Here is a 19,283-nt window from a genome sequence, read left to right as displayed (position 1 = left end):
CAGAAAAAAGCGTTGCACCCGTTCGTTCAAGTGCAACGCTTTTTTATATGAGCGTGAGCCGGCGCGCTTAGGAGTCGGAGTGTAAATAGCCTTGGGCGTGATGGCGAACTTTGCCATTGCGACCGAGGTCCTTACACGCAGACTCCTGCGCCGGCGAACGCGTTAACGTACATCAATCCAGCGCGTGGATGATTTAGGCTGTCTGGACTTTCTTTTCCCGGCCAAAAATAACTTGCAAGATAACCAAGACAAGGTAGCCGATCAGCAGGTAAGTGAACCAAGCGGATGGTTGGACTTTACTTGCAAACCAGTATTGTTGCCATGCCGTATTGCTCATGATCCATGCAAATAGCCAGCCTAAAAGACCGAAGATGGTGTTGATAATAGCAAAGAACCATAAATTGCCGTTTTCATGATTGCTCAGATAGACACATGAGAAAACCAAACTCCATAATCCCCATGCAGCAAGAACAGCAAACACGCCCCAGTAAATAAAGGTTGCGACCATATTCTTCCCTCCAATTTTTCACATGTTCAGTGTACCACGAAATGAGGTAAAACCGGAAATGTGTATCCGCTTTCGCAGCTCATCCCCGAAGGCAGCTTTCTGACTACACAAGCTGGACATACTCCTTAATCAGCGTCACTTTATCTCGGTCGCTACGATGATACACCAGCTCTTGCGCTAGTGCGATCGCCAGAAAAAGATAATCGTTTTCATCAAGCATATGGAGGGTAGCGTCAACTAAATCATCGGTATTTTTAAAACCTTCTGCAAGCATTTTTAGATCCGTTTTTGGCATGTGAAACCCCGTCCTTTCCAAATTAACGACAAGACGATTGTAACCGGTTACATTATAAAGACCAATATGATATTCGTCCAGTTTGTCGTTATTTTTTGTAACCATGCTAAACGGTGAGATGCGTTGATCTATTTGCCACTGCTAATTGACCATTTCCGGCGATACCGGTATCCTTATACAAGGACCATGTTCAAGCGGCCAGAGACTGATGTGCCGGCAATCATGGGATTAAAGGAATGACATGATGGAAATTGAAAAAAATTATCGCATGAACTCATTGTTTGAGTTTTATGGCCCGTTATTGACGGATAAGCAACATGCGTATTTGGCGTTGTATTACGGCGATGATTATTCGCTGGGCGAAATCGCGACTGAGTTTAACGTGTCGCGCCAGGCGGTTTACGACAATATCCGACGAACCGAAGCCAGTCTGGAAGAATATGAAAAGAAACTGCATCTTTTTGCCAACTACCAAGCGCAAAATGAGGCGGTGGATGCGCTTGTGGGTTATGTTCGCATCCATTACCCGGATGACAAAGCCTTGAGCACATTATTAGAACGAGTCGCGGATCAAACCGCGAAATAGCAGGGGGATACTATGGCATTTGAAGGATTATCGGAACGATTACAAAAAGCCTTTAGCGGATTACGGCGCAAAGGTAAGGTCAGTGAAAGCGACGTTCGCGAGGCCATGCGGGAAATTAGGCTGGCGCTGCTGGAAGCCGATGTCAATTTTGATGTGGTTAAGACCTTTATCAAAAACGTTCGCACTAAAGCAGTTGGCACAGAAGTACTCGAAAGCCTGACCCCGGCCCAACAAATCATTAAAATTGTCAATGACGAGTTAGTCAAAACCATGGGCGAAGCAGCGGTTCCACTTAACAAGGCACCGCATATTCCAACCGTGATTATGATGGCAGGGCTGCAAGGGGCCGGGAAAACCACAACAGTCGGCAAGCTGGCCAAATATTTGATGGACAACGAAAAGGCACGGCCTTTATTGATCGCGGCTGACGTTTATCGACCGGCAGCGATTGATCAGTTGCAAACCATTGGTAAGCAGCTGAATGTGCCGGTATTTGAGATGGGTACCGACACCGACCCGGTTGAAATTGTGCGGCAAGGCCTGGCCACCGCCAAGGAAAATAAGAACGATTACGTCCTCATTGATACAGCCGGTCGCTTGCAGATTGATGAAAAGCTTATGAACGAGCTTAAGAATATCAAAGCACTGGCGCATCCGAATGACATTTTACTGGTTGTGGATGCCATGACCGGTCAAGCAGCGGTTGATGTTGCCAAAGGCTTCAATGAGCAGCTGGATATTACCGGGGTTGTTTTGACGAAGTTAGATGGCGATACGCGTGGCGGGGCGGCATTGTCGATTCGAGCAGTCACGGGCAAGCCGATCAAGTTCATCGGTCAAGGCGAAAAGATGGATGCCCTGGATGTTTTTTATCCAGATCGGATGGCTAATCGGATTCTTGGCATGGGCGATATGCTGACGCTGATTGACAAAGCCCAAAAGAACTATGATGAAAAGCAAGCTCAGGAAGTGGCCGAGAAGATTCGTGAGAATTCGTTTGATTTTAACGATTTTCTCGATCAGATGGACCAAATCAGCAAAATGGGGCCGCTTGAGGACATCATGAAGATGATTCCCGGAATGGCGAATAATAAGGCACTGGCAAATGTCAAAATGGATCCTAAGGACATTGCCCACATGAAGGCCATTGTTTATTCGATGACTCCGCAAGAACGGGAAAATCCGGATTTGCTGAATCCGAGTCGGCGGCGGCGGATCGCTGGTGGTTCCGGCCGGCCGGTTGTTGAAGTCAATCGAATGATTAAACAATTCAATCAAAGCAAGCAAATGATGAATCAAATGAGCAAAGGCAACATGAAAGGTCTTGACGGACTCATGGGTGGCGGTGTTTCCGGCAAGCTAGGAAAAATGGCGATGAATTCCATGGTCCGCAAGCAAAAACGCAACAAGAAGAAGCGGCTTAAAAAGGCCAAGCGATTCCATTCATAAGCCAAGCAATTTTCTGTGTAAAGAAAAAAGGCTTTACAGCTTAAATTTTTTTTGCTATGCTATCAAGGTTGATAAATGAGCAGGAGGTGGACTTAGTGGCAGTTAAAATTCGTTTAAAGCGGATGGGTTCAAAGCGTAAGCCTTTCTACCGGATCGTTGTAGCAGACTCACGTTCGCCGCGTGACGGTCGTTTCATCGAGGCCGTGGGCTATTACAACCCGTTGACTAATCCAGTCGATTTAAAGTTAAATGAAGAAGATATTTTGAATTGGCTTCAAAAAGGCGCACAACCTTCAGATACTGTACGTAACTTGCTTGGTAGCAAGGGCATTATGCAGAAGTATCATGAAGCGCGCTTTGCTAAGAAATAAGGGCGGTCGTAAATGGTGGATATCGGTAGTTTGATCAAAGCCATTGTTACCCCACTGGTTACCAAACCAGAAGCCGTAAAGGTGACGGCACATGAAACAGGCGAGTATATGGCCTTTGATCTGGCTGTTGCGCCTGAAGATGTCGGCCGCGTGATCGGCAAACAGGGACGGGTTGCCCAGGCAATCCGAACCATTGTATACAGTGTTAAAAGCCCGTACGATAAGCGGGTGCGGCTCAATATTTTGGATGCGCCGCATACAAAATAAAAAGGCTGGCGCATACCGCGTCGGTCTTTTTGTTTTGAACTGACTGGCATAGACATAAGGAGGAAATTAACAGCACTCAAATATTTCGAACAATATGGAATCAAGCGGTACAACATGGACAGAATAATTAAGTGGAAGCTGTCTGTGTGTTCAAACCAAGTTAACTAGCGAAATGTATTGACAAGAACCTGAATCGGTACTGTATGATGGTTCTTACCAAAGTTCCGCTAGTTAGCATTGATTTGAATGCCTACTCTGAGCTTCCTCTCAAGTGGCGTTTAACCAGCTAATTGAGAGGAGGTGACAACTTTTGATTAAAACGCATAAGATTAAGCTCTATCCCAATGCAACCATGCGGCGTGAACTGGAGCGATTGTTTAATTATCGCCGGTTTTGCTGGAATCAAGCCTTAGAAACATGGAATAGCATGTATGATGGTTCTCTGGTGATGGCGGACAAAACTTTGCGACCAAATGAACGCAAAGTACGGGACGAACTGGTTTGGAATAAAGCCGATTGGCAGTACGAACAGTCAGCCCGAGTTCTGCAGCTCGTGGTAAACGATTTAAGTAAGGCTTGGAAAAACTACTTCAATTCGAAGATGCCAGGTCACGATGACTATCATTGTTACCAGTGCGGGGTGAAGTTGCGGCGAGACGAAAATGCGGTTGAAAATCTGATAGCTTATGCGAAATCAAAGGTTACGGGGTAGGCTATACCCTTAAAGTTCAGGAGACGGTCACTGTCATGATGAATTGTTTCAGAGTGGGAATACCGTTGTTGACGGGACTAAATGAAATGTAGGATTGTCAATCAAGAAAGGAAATATATAAAACCTTTATTGGTGTCAAAGAGACATTCTTCCACGTTTTATATAGCAGTGATTGTATGCCCGAGTATTATGATATTGGCACGATTGTGAATACCCATGGCATCCGCGGCGAGGTTCGTGTACTTGTGACGACGGATTTTCCGAAGCAGCGGTTTCAGGTGGGAAAGATAGTCTATGTTGCCACTTCACCAAAAACAGCGCTGACGATTCAGTCGGTTCGCGAGCATAAAGGGCTCACGATGCTGACGTTTAAAGGCTATACGGATATCAACCAAGTTTTACCGTTTAAGGGGAAAAAGCTGCAGGTCACTGATGCTGCCTTGCAGCCGCTCGACGCCGGCAGCTATTACTATAAAGATATTATCGGCTTGACGGTGATTGATGAGCATGGTCAAACACTCGGCCAAGTTAGTGAGATCCTCAGTCCCGGCCCTAATGATGTCTGGGTGATTCCACGTATCGGTAAAAGCGAAATTTTGTTGCCGTTTTTAAAGTCTGTGGTACAGTCGATTGATCTGGAACGCAAGGAAGCGCACGTCATCGTGCCGGAAGGGTTGATTGACGATGCAGATTGATGTTTTAAGCTTGTTTCCAAATATGTTTGAGCCATTGCGTGAAAGCATGATCGGGAAAGCCCTTGAACGCCATTTGCTTAACTTTGATGTGGTTGATTATCGCAGTTATAGCCATGACAAACACCATCACGTCGATGACACGCCTTATGGTGGCGGTGCAGGGATGTTGCTTAAGCCGGAACCGCTGTTTGAGGCCATGGATGGGGTTAATCAACGCCATCCGGGACCTAAGCGGGTCATTTTGATGGATCCGGCAGGCAAAAAATTCGATCAGCAAGCCGCGCGGGAACTCTCCCAAGAAAAACACCTTGTCTTCATTTGTGGGCATTACGAAGGCTATGATGAGCGGATTCGGACACTTGTCACCGATGAATATTCACTTGGCGACTATGTTCTGACTGGAGGCGAACTGCCAGCAATGGTCATGATTGATGCCATTGTCCGGCTTTTGCCAGGCGTTTTGGGTAATGACGAAAGTGCCCACACCGACAGTTTTGAAAATGGCCTGCTCGAGTACCCGCAATACACCCGTCCGGCTGAATATCGCGGCATGAAGGTGCCGGAAGTGCTGCAAAATGGCAACCATCAGCTAATTGCGCGCTGGCGGTTAAAAGAAAGTCTGCGCCGAACCTATCTGCGGCGGCCGGATTTGCTTGAACAGGTCGAGCTTGATGATGCTGCCAAAAAACTGTTACGCGAGGTTAAAACAGAAGAGGCCACAAAAGCAGCAGAAAGACGATTGAACGCTTTCGACCAGAACACAGAGGATACCGATTGAGAATAAAGCGCGAAATGATAGGACGCTTTTGGCGGAATCTGTATTGTTGTGTCGGTGCATAGTGGCTGCCAATCTTGTAAAGAATTTTATCTTTACACGCATCACCGGACATGCTAAACTTACTGATTGTGATACGTCACATATCAACGGCATTCCGCTGTTCGGGATGATTATGAATGTCGGCAAAGGAGAAAGACCAATGAACCCATTGATTCAAGAAATTACCAAGAAACAGTTACGCGACGATATTCCTGACTTCCGTGCAGGTGATAACGTTCGCGTCCACGCCAAGATCGTTGAAGGCGAACGCGAACGTATTCAGCTCTTTGAAGGCGTTGTAATCAAACGCCGCGGTGTTGGCATTTCCGCTACCTACACTGTTCGTAAAATCTCAAACGGTGTCGGTGTGGAACGGACATTCCCGTTACACTCCCCACGGGTCGAAAAGATTGAAGTCACCCGTCACGGCCAAGTTCGTCGGGCAAAACTCTACTACCTACGCGCACTCCGCGGCAAAGCAGCACGTATCCGCGAAAAGCGTCGTTAATCTTGGAAAAGGCCGGAAACGGTCTTTTTTTGTTTGAGCGCGAGCAGGAGCGCTTAGAAATCGGAGTGTAAGTGGCCTCAAGCCTAAATGGCTGGGCTTTGGCCTTTAGGCTTGAGGTCCTTACACGTAGATTTCTGCGACTGCGAGCGCGTTATGGGAGTTAACGGTGATTCCGGCCTCAAAAAATGGCTGCGCTTTAGCCATTTTGGGCTAGAGGTCCTTACACGCAGACTTCTGCGCCGGTGAACGCGTTATGGGAGTTAATGGGGATTCCAGCCTCAAAAAGTGGCTGGGCTTTGGCCATTGCGACCAAGGTCCTTACACGCAGGTTTCTTGGCTGGCGAGCGCGTTATGGAAGTTAACGGGGATTCCCAAAATGGCTGGGCTTTGGCCATTTTGGGCTAGAGGTCCTTACACGCAGACTTCTGCGCCGGTGAGCGCGTTATGGGAGTTACGTGAATTCCAGCTCTAGCCCAAAACCACCCCACCACTGCGCCGCGACAGACTCGAGGTGAAGGCCTATGAATGATCAGTTTATTTATGTTGTCTATTACGCAGACCGGTTGGCGCCTATCGAGTTGCTCAAAGCCTTCTCTTCTCGGCGCCGTGCCGCAGAATATGTTGCGATGTTACAAAATGCGCCGTATCCTGATCATGAAGCCGCGAATTATCACTACCACGCGGTTCAACTAAATTAAGTGATGATTTTAAAACTTAGGGGGCAACATGATGGCACAACAACCAAAAGAACGACTGGATCGGATCAATGAGTTAGCCAAGAAGGATCGCAGCGTAGGGTTGACACCTGAGGAAAAAGTCGAACGTCAACAGCTACGTGAAGCTTATTTAAAAGATTTCCGTGCGGGTTTACGCAATCAAATCGAGCATACACAGGTTTTTGATAAAAAAGGACATGAAATCACCAGCAAAAAAGTCCAAAAAATTCAGCGTGAACATGGCTGGCGAAAAGATTAGTCTTTTCAACAACAAATCGCTTTAGTACAATGAGAAATGAAACTTGAAGGAGGCCGCACATTGCTAATCACAATACTTGTGGGGATCATTGCGTTACTGGTCGGCTTAGCAGGCGGGTTCTTCGGCGCACGGGCATATATGAAAAAGTATTTTCAAGACAATCCGCCTGTGAACGAAGACATGCTGCGCACCATGATGATGCAAATGGGACAAAAACCATCTGCTAAGAAACTGAACCAAATGATGGCGCAAATGAAACAAGCCCAACGTAATGCTAAGTAATTGCTAAGAAAACGCGATGACAGTGATCCTTTCTGTCATCGCGTTTTCGCGTCCTAACGTTGATTGTGCTATCATGAGAGAATATTCATAACTAACGGCGCTTATGAGAAAACATAAGTCATTTATTTCATAAAACAAGCAGCCTGATTCTGAACATGCGGATCAAGCTGACGATTTAAGGAGCAGCATTGTTGTGGGAATTTTTAGAAAATTAGGGTGGTATTTCAAACAGGAGTGGCGGCGTTACCTACTAGGTGTGACTTTTTTACTATTAGTAGCGTTGGTTAATTTAATTCCGCCAAAGGTCATCGGCGATTTGGTTGATGCGATGAGTAAATCACGGCTGTCTGGCAATTATCTTGCCCTTATGCTAGGCCTGCTGCTGTTTTCCGGCATTTCGCAGTATCTCTTCCGCTATGGCTGGCGTAATGCAATCTGGGGCGGTGCCGCAAAGTTGGAGCGCACGTTACGGACCCGTCTATTTTGGCATTTTATGAAAATGGATGCGACTTTTTATCAGAAACATCGCACCGGTGATTTGATGGCGCATGCTACCAATGATTTAAACGCGGTGCAAAATGTGGCTGGTGCCGGGATTTTGACCTTATTTGATTCATTCATCACTGGAGGCACGACGATTATCGCGATGATCTTGGTGGTTGATTGGCGCCTGACAATTGTGGCCATTTTGCCGATGCCTCTACTGGCCGTGATGGCACGTAAGTTGGGCACCAGACTGCATGCAGCGTTTTCCGAGTCGCAGGCGGCATTTTCGCGGCTGAATGATAAAACGCAGGAAAGTGTCAGCGGTATCAAGGTGATTAAAACATTTGGCCAGGAAGCGGAGGATACTGCCGACTTTAACCGGATTGTCGATCGGACCGTGCAAATTAATCGCCGGGTGAATTTTATTGATGCGTTGTTTGATCCGACGACTAGTCTAATTATGGGGCTTACCTATGTGATTACGATCATTTATGGTGGCTGGCAAGTGGTGCACGGCCAAATTTCGATCGGCCAACTGGTTTCATTTGTGACCTATGTTTCGGCGTTAGTCTGGCCCATGTTTGCGATTGGCCGCTTGTTTAACATTCTTGAACGCGGAAATGCCAGTTATGATCGGGTCAACGAGCTGCTTCAAGAGCGCTCGACGATTCTTGAAGCCAAAGACGCGATTACCACGCCGGCACACGGTAATATTAGGTATCAAATCAACAAATTCAGTTATCCCAATGATCAGCAAGTGGCTCTAAGTCGGGTTCATTTTACCCTGCTGGAAGGCAACACACTCGGGATTGTCGGTAAAGTCGGCGCTGGCAAAAGCACGATTTTCAAACTCTTGTTACGCGAATTTGACAATTACGATGGCTTCATTGAGTTCGGCGGTCATAATATCAAGGATTATTCGCTTGATGCGTTACTTGATTCGATCGGCTATGTTCCACAGGATAATTTTCTGTTTTCAACTACGGTCGCGGACAATATTCGCTTTTCCGCCTTTGAAAAGAGCCAGCAGGATGTGGAAAATGCTGCCAAGGAAAGTGCGGTCCATGATGATATCAGAAAATTCACGGCAGGCTATGAAACATTAGTCGGTGAAAAAGGTGTCAGCTTATCCGGGGGCCAGAAACAACGGTTGGCCATCGCCCGCGCGGTTATCAATGCGCCTGAATTGTTGATCCTAGATGATGCCCTGTCAGCAGTGGATGCGAAAACCGAAGAAGAAATTCTTACCAATATGAAACGTGACCGAGCCAATAAAACGACAATTATTGCGGCACACCGCTTGAGTTCGGTGATGCATGCCGATGAAATTATCGTTCTCGAAAATGGCCAAATCATTGAACGTGGCACCCATGCCCAATTACTGGCTAAGCATGGGTGGTATGCCGAAATGTGGGCAAAACAGGAAATGGAAGCTGCGGAGGAAGGTGACGTGCGTGGCAAATAAAGGTTACGAAAGTGCATGGTCTAAAAGTATTCCGGTGCGCCAACAGATTAAAATTATGCGTCGGCTCATGGGCTTTACCCGCCCGTATAAACGCCAATTCATCGGCGCCATTGTCGCTGCGGCGTTATTGGCAGGCATGAATGTCTTGCTGCCAAAGATTCTGCAGATTTTTATGGATCGTTATTTGGCGAATCAAAGTGCGACCGTCAAAATTTTGTTATTGTTTGCGGCCTTATATGCATTTGGCACTCTTGTTAAAGCCATCTTTCAGTTTTTCCAAACCTTTTTATTCAATATGGGCGCTGAACGTGGACTTGAAGATGCGCGGCGGCAGTTATTTGCCAAACTGCACACACTGGGCATGCGGTATTTTGATCAGACACCGGCTGGCTCGATTGTCTCGCGGGTCACGAATGATACGATGACCTTCTCTGATTTCTGGAACGTTATTTTGGCGGTCATTGTCGGTCTGTTCTCGGTTATCAGTAGCTTTACCATTATGTTTGCGGCAAACCCTAAAATTGCATTGTTGGTGGCCGCGTTCTTACCCATTTTGCTAGTGGTTGTTTGGTACTACAGTACGTATAGCTCCAAAGTTTATCGTCACATGCGCGAAAAGCTTTCCGAGTTGAATACTCAGCTGAATGAATCGATTGAAGGCATCAGCATTATTCAGCAATTTCGGCAGGAGAATCGGATTAGCCGCGAATTTGAGGCGACCAATCAGGAATACCTTGACGCTCGTAAGGCTATGATTCGTGTGAACTCCTTGCTGCTGTCGTCTGTGATCAACCTATTATATTCGCTTGCATTGATTGCTGTTTTGTGGAGGTTCGGGCTGATTTCAATGCACAGTTACGTTGAAGCCGGTTTGGTATACGCGTTTACCACTTATACGGCTAACTTCTTCAATCCGATGGTTAACATGATGGATAACCTGTCGTTTCTGCAAGACGGCGTGGTAGCTGGCAGCCGGATTTTTCGGATTCTTGACAGCAAAGAATATGCGCCTGCGCAGCACCCTGACGCCCATGCGGTCATTCAGCAAGGTAAAATCGAATTCCGCCACGTTAGTTTTGCCTATGATGGCAAGCACGATATTTTGCATGATATCAGTTTTGTTGCTAACCCCGGTGAGACTGTAGCATTAGTCGGCCATACCGGCTCTGGTAAAAGTTCGATTATCAATGTCATGATGCGATTTTACGAGTTTGGTGAGGGGCAGATTTTAATTGATGATGTCGATATTCGTGATTATCCGATGGAAGAATTGCGGAAGAAGTTAGGTCTGGTGTTGCAAGATTCCTTCATGTTTTATGGAGACATCAGTAGCAATATCCGCTTGTTCAATAATCAGATTACGGATCAACAGGTTCAACAAGCGGCTGAATTTGTTCAGGCGGATCGCTTCATCAACAAATTACCGGATCGCTATCATGCCAAAGTTATTGAAGGCGGGAGTGAGTTTTCCAGCGGCGAACGTCAGCTCATTTCATTTGCCCGTACGGTTGTGACGAATCCCAAGATTCTTGTGCTGGATGAGGCAACCGCCAATATCGATACGGAAACCGAGTCAGTGATTCAAGAAGGCTTGCGGCGTATTCGACAAGGACGAACCACGATAGCCATTGCCCATCGACTTTCGACGATTCAAGACGCCAATCTTATTTTGGTGCTGAATGCCGGACGGATTGTCGAACGCGGTACGCATGAATCTCTACTGGCAAAACAAGGTCGCTATTATGAAATGTATCATCTGCAAGTCGGCGATAGTAGCAGTGAGTCTACTGAAGAATAATGGCTACCCGAAAATTTTGTGTTAAAAAAAGACATCCTCTGCTTGGTGAGCGTATATGACATACCTCACTAAACAGGGGATGTTTTATTTTTTCGCCTTTTCTTCATGCAAGGCCTTATTGGTTTCATCCTGACTAGCTTTAAGTAGCTCAAGCTGTTGTCGGGTTTCTGTCAGCTGGTTGACCATCTCGCCCATGACTTCGACTGTTAGTCGCTGACTTTCAAATAAATTCGGGTTATCATCGGCAATAATATGGTCCAATTTGGAATGAAGCAAGCGAATTTCTTCTTCTGACTTAAGATTAACATGATAGTCATTTTTTGCTTCAAGTCGATCGTATTCGGCTGCACGGTTCTGACTCATCATAATGAACGGCGCTTGCAACGCTGCCACCATACTCAAGAAGAGGTTCAACAAAATGAACGGAAACGGATCAAACTTGTGGCCAAAGATGCCCACGGTGTTAAGAATCATCCAAGCCACCATAAAAATCGAGAAGATGATGATAAACGGCCATGAACCGGCATACTTGGCAACTGCATCAGCAATTCGTTCGCCGAATGTGTTTGTCGCTTCCATGTTGTCATAAACATCGGTCAGTTTAAAATCATCCTTGACCAATGCTTGCGACATTTTGCGGTTGATCTTCTCATGTGCCCGTTCATCTTGGCGTTGCTGACGCCGCATTCGTTCGAGTCGATAATTTAATAAATGAGCATTACAGATAAAACTGTTCTTAGTGGCCTTGGGATAATCGTTCTTGATCATGTTGACGAGTTTGGTTTCCAGATCACTTAAGAAAAGCCCATCACTGATGGCGTATACTTGACCATCCACAAGGCAGGTTGCTGTTTGTTTATTGACCAATAGTTATTTTCCTTTCTTAGAGTTAATGTCATGCGAATTGTTATCTGATTTTTGCTTCGGAAACATGCCCATGTCTGATGCCATAACTGAAATAAATAATCAAGCCAAATGCAAACCAAGCGAGACTCATGAGCCAGGTTTCGACACTTAATTGGGTCATGAGTAATAGACAAAAGAGAAACGACACGATTGGCGTCACTGGGTAACCAGGAACGTGGAATCCTTCGTTTGTGATTGCTTTATGTCGGCGTAAAGGAATGATGCCGATGGAAACAAACGCAAATGCAATCAACGTGCCGATGTTCACGAGGTTGACCAGCTGGTTTAACGGTACCAGTCCGCCCATGATTGCGATAATAGTGACCACTGTCCAGAGAGCATTTTCTGGCAGGTGTCCGCTAATGTGGCCAAACCAACGAGGAAGCAAACCGTCACGGCCAATGGCATAAATTAGTCGGGATGAACTGTAAATCATGGTGACCATCATTGTGAACATACCGGCCAGCGCACCCACCGAAATGAAACCGCCGAGACCGCGTAAATGAACCGCTCCGAGCGCATACGCAACCGGATCAGCTACGTCCAGTTTGGTAAATGGCACCATCCCTGTCAAGACAATAGCGACTAAAACGTATAAGATTGTGGCAATGATCAAGGTACCGATAATACCACGAGGCAAGGTGTGTTGAGGTTGTTTTACTTCAGGAGCCGATGCCGACACTGCATCAAAGCCAAGGTAGGCAAAGAAAACCATGGCAGCCCCAGCAAGAACGCCTTTGGCACCAAATGGTAGGTAAGGGTGCCAATTCGCCGGCTGAACGTAAAAGAAACCGACGATCACGAAAATAAGAATAATCAGTAACTTAACTAAAACCATGAGTCGATTGATCGCCATCGAAGACTGTATGCCGCGCGAAAGCATGACACCGATTAGCAAAACAACAAGGACAGCAATCAGGTTGACGTAAGTACCGTGGCTAGGTGAAAACGGTCCGGCAATTGCTGCGGGCAAATGAATATGAAAACCTGTCAGTAAGCTGGCAAAGTAGGCGGAAAAGCTAGTCGAAACCGCGGCAACCGCCAACATATATTCAAGGATGAGCGCCCAGCCAATGATCCATCCAAAAACCTGCCCAAAAACGATGTTGCCATAAGCATAGGCAGAACCCGCCACCGGCAGTGCCGAGGCAAATTCCGCATAACACATGGCGGCTAATGAACACACAATCGCCGCCAAGATGAACGCAATCGTGATCGCAGGGCCACTCGTTGTAGCGGCAACGGTACCAGGCAAAATAAAGATCCCGGTACCGATAACGGCACCAATGCCCAATGCAATCAAATCCCGTGTCGTCAAACTCCTTGTCAGTAAATCATCGGCTTTAAGCGTAGCCGCCAAATCTGGCTTACGGGTCATTCTTTTCCAAAGATTCATGAACAAACTCTCTTTCTTGGTTGTGAGCGTGAGCAGGAGCGCTTACACGGAGCTCTTTGCGACTGCGAACGCGTTATGGAGAAGCTAATTCCTTGCTTTAGTGGAAGGGTCGTGAATGCAAACTCCAGGACTGACATTATAGTATGTGAACATTCACCAGCTTTTGCACTAAAAGTACAAAACGCCATACCCTTTCAACATAATAAGTCCATCCAACGAAAAAGGTTCGACAAGCGAACCTCAAACTTCCCCATGTTCTTTTTCTTCCAAATATTTCTTCTTATCAGGAATGTACTTATAATTCGGATTGATCGCGCGATCTAGCGCTGTAAAACGTTCTTGCAATTGATCGCTAAATGCCGTAAGTGCTTCATCGTTCAACCGACCTTTTGGTGGGTCAACTGGTGACCCGAAACGGACAATTGCAGGTTTGCGTTTAAACAATGACCAAAAAGTTCCTGGGCCTTGATAAACTGCCGGTACAATCGGCGCTTTTGCCAGCTTGGCAATCAGAATCGCGCCACCTTTCATATCTGCGGAATACCGCGATCCAGTTGGAAAAATCATCAATGCTTTATTCTCTTGTTTTAAAGCGCGAACGGGAACCTTAATCGCGCTGGGACCTGGATGAGCACGGTCAACCGGAAAGGCACCAACCTTAACAAGCAACCAGCGCAGCATAGGATTTTTAAAAAGTTCGCTTTTTGCCATAAATGAAAAACGGTGCGGCCAAGCGGCAAGTGCGAGGAAAACGGGGTCGAGCCAGGAGCGATGAGGCGCAACCAGGACAAATGGCCCTTCAGGCAATTGGTGCTTATCCTGAGCCTTAACGTGTCCGTTAATGAGCCAGAGTAAACCGGCTACGACATAACGCAGAAAACTATAAAACATGGCTTATTCTTCCTTCATGGTTAAACTTTTGTGGTAAATTATACCATTGTAAGCCAACTTTCGGAGGAAAAAGGTGTTGGAGATGTCATTATTGCCAGGTGAACGGGTCGATATGCTAGCCAGTCGCAACATTAAAATCATACAAAGTGCCGCGGTTTTCTCGTTTTCATTAGATGCGGTTTTACTGGCTGATTTTGCCCAAATCAAACGTCACAGCCGCGTGGTTGACTTAGCAGCCGGCAATGGTGCGGTCGGACTTTTTTTGGCGCGCGAAACAGATGGCCAAGTGACCATGGTTGAGTTGCAACCGCGGTTGGCAGATATGGCGCGTCGCAGTGTTGAATTGAATCATTTAACAAATGTCGATGTGCACGCGGGTGATTTAGCACAGACAACACATGTGGTTGCCAAAGATTCTGTTGATGTTGTGACGTGCAATCCTCCCTATTTTAAGGTGAGTGACCAAAGCATTACGAACCCGAATGATTATCTTGCTTTGGCGCGACACGAATTAACCACTGACTTCGTGACTGTGGCAAAAGTCAGTGCCGATTTGTTGAAATATCAAGGTAAAGCCTATTTTGTTCACCGCCCGGAACGCTTGGCGGAATTGCTGGCAACTTTGACCTCGGCTGGGTTGGCACCTAAGCAATTGCAATTCATTCATCCGCGCGAAGATCGAGAAGCAAATATGGTTTTGATTGCCGCCATTAAAGCTGGACGACCAGATGGCTTGCGAATCATGCCGCCGCTGATTGTGCATGAGGCAGACGGCAGCTATTCGCCAGTCGTCAGGAGATTGTTGCATGGAGAGTAAATGTTACTACTTTTACGTGCTTTTGTGTGCCGATGGAACGTTCTATGGCGGATTTACGGATGACGTTGAAGCGCGATTAGCAACGCACAATGCCGGTAAGGGTGCGAAGTATACGGCATCGCGGCTGCCGGTTCGACTGTTGTACCATGAAGCTTTTTCTGAAAAGCATGAAGCACTGTCGGCGGAGTGGCATTTTAAACATCAAAGTCGCCACCAAAAAGAGCAATTTTTAACCGCGCATCATGTCAAGTGGCAGGGCTTGTCAAAGTTGTGAAAAGTCTGTATACTTTATCGAGTGCGGTATGCACAAACCACATTGACTAACTGATCGTGAGTGGGGTGCTTCTTTTGAAGTCCACCTGCGAGCTGACGTTGTCAAGAGGAATAAAACCATAATGGAGGAACAAACACATGGCAGTATTAAGCATGAAACAGCTTCTTGAAGCTGGTGTACATTTCGGGCATCAAACCCGGCGTTGGAATCCTAAGATGAAACCGTATATCTTTACGGAAAGAAATGGTATCTACATCATCGATCTGCAAAAGACCGTTAAGATGATTGACGATGCTTATAATTTCGTTAAGGAAGAAGCACAAAACGGCGGCGTCTTTTTGTTCGTTGGAACAAAGAAGCAGGCACAAGATGCCATTGCTGAAGAAGCAACCCGCGCTGGTCAATACTATGTCAATCACCGTTGGCTTGGTGGCACCCTGACCAACTGGAACACGATTCAAACACGGATCAAGCGGCTTAAAGACATTAAGAAGATGGATACGGATGGCACTTTTGATGTCCTTCCTAAGAAAGAAGTTTCACTTCTGAAGAAGCAACAAGAAAAGCTTGAAAAATTCCTTGGCGGTATCGAAGACATGCCACGGATTCCGGATGTCCTGTTCATTGTTGACCCGCGCAAAGAAAAGATTGCAGTTCAGGAAGCACAGAAGCTGAACATTCCGATCGTTGCGATGGTTGATACAAACACTGATCCTGATGATATTGATGTCATCATTCCTTCTAACGATGACGCGATTCGTGCCGTTCGTTTGATTACTTCCAAGATGGCTGATGCGATCATTGAAGGTAACCAAGGTGAAGACCAAGGAGACGAACAGGATCAGCAGCCAGCTGCCGATAAGAAGGCTGACTCTATGGAAGATATCGTGGAAGCCGTTGAAGGCGACAACAAGAGCGCTAACTAATTAATTTAACATTAAGCTGTCTGAGGGTTTCGCATACTGCAAGATCTGCAGGCAGCTTTTTTACAATCAAGGAGGATCAGATTCATGGCTCAAATTACTGCTGCACAAGTTAAGGAATTACGCGACCGCACCCAGGTTGGGATGATGGATGCCAAGAAGGCGTTGGTTGCAGCTGACGGCGATATGGACAAGGCAATTGATGTCCTACGCGAAAAGGGTTTGGCAAAAGCGGCTAAGAAGAGTGGCAACATTGCGGCTGAAGGCTTGGCAGAAATTGCTATTAACGGTAACACCGCCGCGATTGCTGAAGTGAACTCGGAAACTGATTTTGTCGCATCAAATGACCAGTTTAAAGACTATGTCAACAAAGTAGCAGCGGCGATTGCTGCTACCAAGCCATCTGATCTTGACGCTGCCAAGGCGACCAAGATGAGTGATGGCCAAACAATCGATGAAGGTGCTGTTGCGTTGACTGCGGTTATTGGCGAAAAGATCAGTTTGCGGCGATTCCAAGTCGTTACCAAGACGGACAATGAACATTTTGGTGCCTACTTGCATAACGGTGGACAAATTGCTGCTTTGACGGTTCTGGATGGTGCCGATGATGATACTGCAAAGGATGTCGCAATGCATGTTGCTGCTATCAATCCTGAATATTTGGATCGCAGCAAGGTGCCAGCTGATGAATTGAAGCATCAGACAGACATTTTCACTGAAGAGACCAAGAATGAAGGCAAGCCTGAAAAGATTGTACCGCGCATCGTTGAAGGCCGGGTTAACAAGTGGCTGAGTGAGATTTCATTGGTTGATCAGGAATTTGTCAAGGATCCGGATCAAACCGTTGCTAAGTACGTTGCTGCTAAAGGCGGGACAGTAAAAGGTTACGTTCGTTATGAAGTCGGCGAAGGTATTGAAAAGAAACAAGAAAACTTTGCTGACGAGGTCATGGACCAAATCAAGGGTTAATGGCCCAGCAAAAGGGGACTGTCGACGAGGCAGGGCCCTTTTTCTATGGCAAAATGGAGGCGCTCCTACTGCTTTTTGAATTAACGAAAAATCGCACATGGCAGCTGTCATGATTATTTGCCATCCAGTTGAAGAGCTGGTAAAACAAGGCAGTTGTCTGCAGCTTCTTGCCGCAGAAATGTTGCGACTATGGTAAAATAGTGCCAGCAACCAACGGAGGGATAAGATACATGGTCAAATATAATCGGATCGTTTTAAAAATTAGCGGAGAAGCGCTAGCAGGAGAGGCTGGATTTGGCATTAAGCCACCGGTCATCGCGACGATCGCTGAACAAATCAAGCAGGTGCATGAACTGGGTGTGCAAATCGCCATTGTTTGCGGCGGGGGTAATATCTGGCGCGGCGAAACCGGTGCCGAAATGGGCATGGAACGCGCGCAAGCCGATTACATGGGCATGTTAGCTACCGTCATGAATGCACTGGCCTTGCAGGATAATCTGGAAAGCCAAGGCGTCCCGACTCGGGTACAAACGTCTATCGAGATGCGGCAGATCGCGGAGCCTTACATTCGACGCAAGGCCATTCGCCATTTAGAAAAAGGCCGTGTGGTGATCTTCGCTGGCGGTACCGGTAATCCATACTTCAGCACAGATACAACAGCGGCGTTACGTGCTGCAGAAATTGGCGCTGACGTCATTTTGATGGCGAAGAACAATGTCGATGGCGTTTACTCCGCCGATCCTAATAAAGATACCCATGCCGTGAAGTACGAAAGCCTCACACACATGGACATCATCAATAAGGATCTGAAGGTCATGGATTCAACTGCCAGCACGCTGTCAATGGACAATGACATCGACTTAGTTGTCTTTAACTTGAACGAGCCCGGTAATATCAAACGTGTTGTGGAAGGTCAAAAGATCGGCACCACAATCGAAGGGAGAAGCTAATGGCAAATCAAATTATCGAACAAGCAAAAACCAATATGGGCAAAACTGAAGAGTCACTGCAGCGCGAACTAGGTAATATTCGCGCAGGACGTGCCAATGCCAGTTTACTTAATCAGATTACGGTGGAGTATTATGGGGCGCCGACTCCGCTGAACCAGATGGCAGCTATCACTGTTCCTGAGGCACGGGTCTTACAGATCAGCCCTTATGACAAGTCTGCACTGAAAAATATCGAAACGGCCATCAATGCCAGTGATCTGGGCATTAATCCGGCCAACGATGGCGACGTGATTCGCCTTGTGATTCCGCAACTCACAGGCGAACGACGTAAGGAAATTGCCAAAGAAGTCGGTAAGTTTTCCGAAAATGCCAAAATTGCAGTGCGCAATATCCGGCGTGAGGGGCTCGACAAACTGAAGCGTCAGGAAAAAGACGGCGATATCACCGAAGATGAATTGCATCGGCTTGAAAAAGATATGCAAAAAGTCACGGATGACGCAACTAAGCGCATTGACGACATTGCCGCGGCTAAGGAAAAAGAAATCACCGAAGTTTAATGGTTGTGGGCAAGAGGCTGAGTCATAATTTGCAGCCATAAGAAAAAAGGTGAACAACGCACCGTTTATCGGAATGCGATAATCCCTTTATGGTTGTCAGATGAAATATCATAATTCATCTGATGATCATGGAGGGATTTTCTATGCCCAGATCTAAGCATACAGCTCAAGAAAAGTTACTCATATTGGAGGAGTTCAGACATTCGAAGACAAGTATCAGTAGTTTCTCCCGTCAACACGGTCTTGGTGATCGTACATTACAACGTTGGCAGGCGCGCTATGAACGTGATGGGATTAAGGGATTAGAGGAAGCTCGAAAGAATCAACATTATACCAGAGAGCTAAAGCTTGAAGCAGTGCTTGCTTATCTTAGTGGTGAAGGGTCA

At 46.6% G+C, this 19,283-nt stretch carries 24 protein-coding genes and 1 pseudogene; 20 read left to right on the top strand and 5 right to left on the bottom strand.

The window, feature by feature from the left end:
• Positions 1-193: 193 nt before the first annotated feature.
• Both BVJ53_RS02250 and BVJ53_RS02245 read right to left on the bottom strand, forming a co-directional pair.
• Positions 194-508: a hypothetical protein gene (locus tag BVJ53_RS02250; protein WP_129300966.1), complete on the bottom strand. Its 315-nt coding sequence runs from the start codon at positions 506-508 to the stop codon at positions 194-196.
• 103 nt (positions 509-611) lie between these two features.
• Positions 612-803, bottom strand: a complete 192-nt coding sequence (locus tag BVJ53_RS02245; RefSeq protein ID WP_129300965.1) for a hypothetical protein — start codon at positions 801-803, stop codon at positions 612-614.
• A gap of 244 nt (positions 804-1,047) precedes the next feature.
• Here BVJ53_RS02245 and BVJ53_RS02240 point away from each other — a divergent pair, with 244 nt between their 5' ends.
• The 13 genes and pseudogenes from BVJ53_RS02240 (at position 1,048) to BVJ53_RS02170 (ending at position 11,214) form a co-directional block, all read left to right on the top strand.
• Complete coding sequence (locus tag BVJ53_RS02240; protein WP_129301144.1) at positions 1,048-1,389, top strand: putative DNA-binding protein; 342 nt, start codon at positions 1,048-1,050, stop codon at positions 1,387-1,389.
• Between the two features lie 12 nt (positions 1,390-1,401).
• Positions 1,402-2,838 (top strand): signal recognition particle protein, encoded by a 1,437-nt coding sequence (ffh, locus tag BVJ53_RS02235; protein ID WP_010488046.1) that lies wholly within the window; start codon positions 1,402-1,404, stop codon positions 2,836-2,838.
• 95 nt (positions 2,839-2,933) lie between these two features.
• Positions 2,934-3,209: a 30S ribosomal protein S16 gene (gene rpsP / locus BVJ53_RS02230; RefSeq protein ID WP_003564756.1), complete on the top strand. Its 276-nt coding sequence runs from the start codon at positions 2,934-2,936 to the stop codon at positions 3,207-3,209.
• Between the two features lie 12 nt (positions 3,210-3,221).
• The gene (locus tag BVJ53_RS02225; protein WP_025012452.1) at positions 3,222-3,476 is read left to right on the top strand and encodes a KH domain-containing protein; all 255 of its coding nucleotides are present in this window, start codon (positions 3,222-3,224) and stop codon (positions 3,474-3,476) included.
• Between the two features lie 310 nt (positions 3,477-3,786).
• A pseudogene (locus BVJ53_RS02220) lies at positions 3,787-4,092 on the top strand (helix-turn-helix domain-containing protein); the annotation flags it as partial.
• Between the two features lie 272 nt (positions 4,093-4,364).
• A complete protein-coding gene (rimM, locus tag BVJ53_RS02215; RefSeq protein ID WP_129300963.1) occupies positions 4,365-4,883 on the top strand; it encodes a ribosome maturation factor RimM in 519 nt (172 codons plus the stop codon).
• The gene (gene trmD, locus BVJ53_RS02210) at positions 4,873-5,661 is read left to right on the top strand and encodes a tRNA (guanosine(37)-N1)-methyltransferase TrmD (RefSeq protein ID WP_129301143.1); all 789 of its coding nucleotides are present in this window, start codon (positions 4,873-4,875) and stop codon (positions 5,659-5,661) included. Before rimM ends, trmD begins: the two co-directional genes overlap by 11 nt.
• A 199-nt stretch (positions 5,662-5,860) precedes the next feature.
• A complete protein-coding gene (rplS, locus tag BVJ53_RS02205) occupies positions 5,861-6,208 on the top strand; it encodes a 50S ribosomal protein L19 (protein ID WP_010488055.1) in 348 nt (115 codons plus the stop codon).
• A 521-nt stretch (positions 6,209-6,729) separates the two neighbouring features.
• The gene (locus BVJ53_RS02190; RefSeq protein ID WP_129300961.1) at positions 6,730-6,906 is read left to right on the top strand and encodes a hypothetical protein; all 177 of its coding nucleotides are present in this window, start codon (positions 6,730-6,732) and stop codon (positions 6,904-6,906) included.
• A 31-nt stretch (positions 6,907-6,937) separates the two neighbouring features.
• Complete coding sequence (locus BVJ53_RS02185) at positions 6,938-7,183, top strand: DUF896 domain-containing protein (protein WP_129300960.1); 246 nt, start codon at positions 6,938-6,940, stop codon at positions 7,181-7,183.
• A gap of 60 nt (positions 7,184-7,243) precedes the next feature.
• Entirely contained in the window at positions 7,244-7,465 is a 222-nt protein-coding gene (locus BVJ53_RS02180) for a YneF family protein (RefSeq protein WP_010488061.1), read from the top strand.
• Positions 7,466-7,658: 193 nt separating this feature from the next.
• Positions 7,659-9,416 (top strand): ABC transporter ATP-binding protein, encoded by a 1,758-nt coding sequence (locus tag BVJ53_RS02175; protein WP_129300959.1) that lies wholly within the window; start codon positions 7,659-7,661, stop codon positions 9,414-9,416.
• Complete coding sequence (locus tag BVJ53_RS02170) at positions 9,406-11,214, top strand: ABC transporter ATP-binding protein (RefSeq protein ID WP_129300958.1); 1,809 nt, start codon at positions 9,406-9,408, stop codon at positions 11,212-11,214. The genes BVJ53_RS02175 and BVJ53_RS02170 overlap by 11 nt, the downstream gene beginning before the upstream one ends.
• Before the next feature lie 84 nt (positions 11,215-11,298).
• On the opposite strand, the gene BVJ53_RS02165 is transcribed toward BVJ53_RS02170, so the two are convergent.
• The 3 genes from BVJ53_RS02165 to BVJ53_RS02155 form a co-directional block, all read right to left on the bottom strand.
• Positions 11,299-12,081, bottom strand: a complete 783-nt coding sequence (locus tag BVJ53_RS02165; RefSeq protein WP_129300957.1) for a DUF1003 domain-containing protein — start codon at positions 12,079-12,081, stop codon at positions 11,299-11,301.
• A gap of 40 nt (positions 12,082-12,121) precedes the next feature.
• Complete coding sequence (locus BVJ53_RS02160) at positions 12,122-13,516, bottom strand: APC family permease (RefSeq protein ID WP_129300956.1); 1,395 nt, start codon at positions 13,514-13,516, stop codon at positions 12,122-12,124.
• Between the two features lie 240 nt (positions 13,517-13,756).
• Positions 13,757-14,407: a lysophospholipid acyltransferase family protein gene (locus BVJ53_RS02155; protein WP_129300955.1), complete on the bottom strand. Its 651-nt coding sequence runs from the start codon at positions 14,405-14,407 to the stop codon at positions 13,757-13,759.
• Between the two features lie 82 nt (positions 14,408-14,489).
• Between BVJ53_RS02155 and BVJ53_RS02150 the strand changes: the two genes are divergently transcribed.
• The 7 genes from BVJ53_RS02150 to BVJ53_RS02120 form a co-directional block, all read left to right on the top strand.
• Positions 14,490-15,224, top strand: a complete 735-nt coding sequence (locus BVJ53_RS02150) for a tRNA1(Val) (adenine(37)-N6)-methyltransferase (RefSeq protein WP_129301142.1) — start codon at positions 14,490-14,492, stop codon at positions 15,222-15,224.
• Positions 15,214-15,498, top strand: coding sequence for a GIY-YIG nuclease family protein (locus BVJ53_RS02145; RefSeq protein WP_129300954.1), 285 nt, complete (start codon positions 15,214-15,216; stop codon positions 15,496-15,498). Before BVJ53_RS02150 ends, BVJ53_RS02145 begins: the two co-directional genes overlap by 11 nt.
• Before the next feature lie 137 nt (positions 15,499-15,635).
• On the top strand, positions 15,636-16,424 hold the full coding sequence (gene rpsB, locus BVJ53_RS02140) for a 30S ribosomal protein S2 (RefSeq protein WP_129300953.1): 789 nt from the start codon (positions 15,636-15,638) through the stop codon (positions 16,422-16,424).
• Between the two features lie 84 nt (positions 16,425-16,508).
• The gene (gene tsf, locus BVJ53_RS02135; RefSeq protein WP_129300952.1) at positions 16,509-17,390 is read left to right on the top strand and encodes a translation elongation factor Ts; all 882 of its coding nucleotides are present in this window, start codon (positions 16,509-16,511) and stop codon (positions 17,388-17,390) included.
• 230 nt (positions 17,391-17,620) lie between these two features.
• A complete protein-coding gene (gene pyrH / locus BVJ53_RS02130) occupies positions 17,621-18,340 on the top strand; it encodes a UMP kinase (RefSeq protein ID WP_010488080.1) in 720 nt (239 codons plus the stop codon).
• Positions 18,340-18,897 carry a ribosome recycling factor gene (frr, locus tag BVJ53_RS02125; RefSeq protein ID WP_129300951.1) on the top strand — a complete coding sequence of 186 codons (558 nt, stop codon included), beginning with the start codon at positions 18,340-18,342 and terminating at the stop codon, positions 18,895-18,897. Before pyrH ends, frr begins: the two co-directional genes overlap by 1 nt.
• A gap of 143 nt (positions 18,898-19,040) precedes the next feature.
• Positions 19,041-19,283 (top strand): helix-turn-helix domain-containing protein (locus BVJ53_RS02120; RefSeq protein WP_158280558.1); only part of this gene is annotated, 243 nt, incomplete at its 3' end.

This window comes from Lacticaseibacillus chiayiensis (assembly GCF_004123795.1).
GTDB classification, from domain to species: domain Bacteria; phylum Bacillota; class Bacilli; order Lactobacillales; family Lactobacillaceae; genus Lacticaseibacillus; species Lacticaseibacillus chiayiensis.
This window is presented reverse-complemented; position numbering and strand designations above follow the sequence as displayed.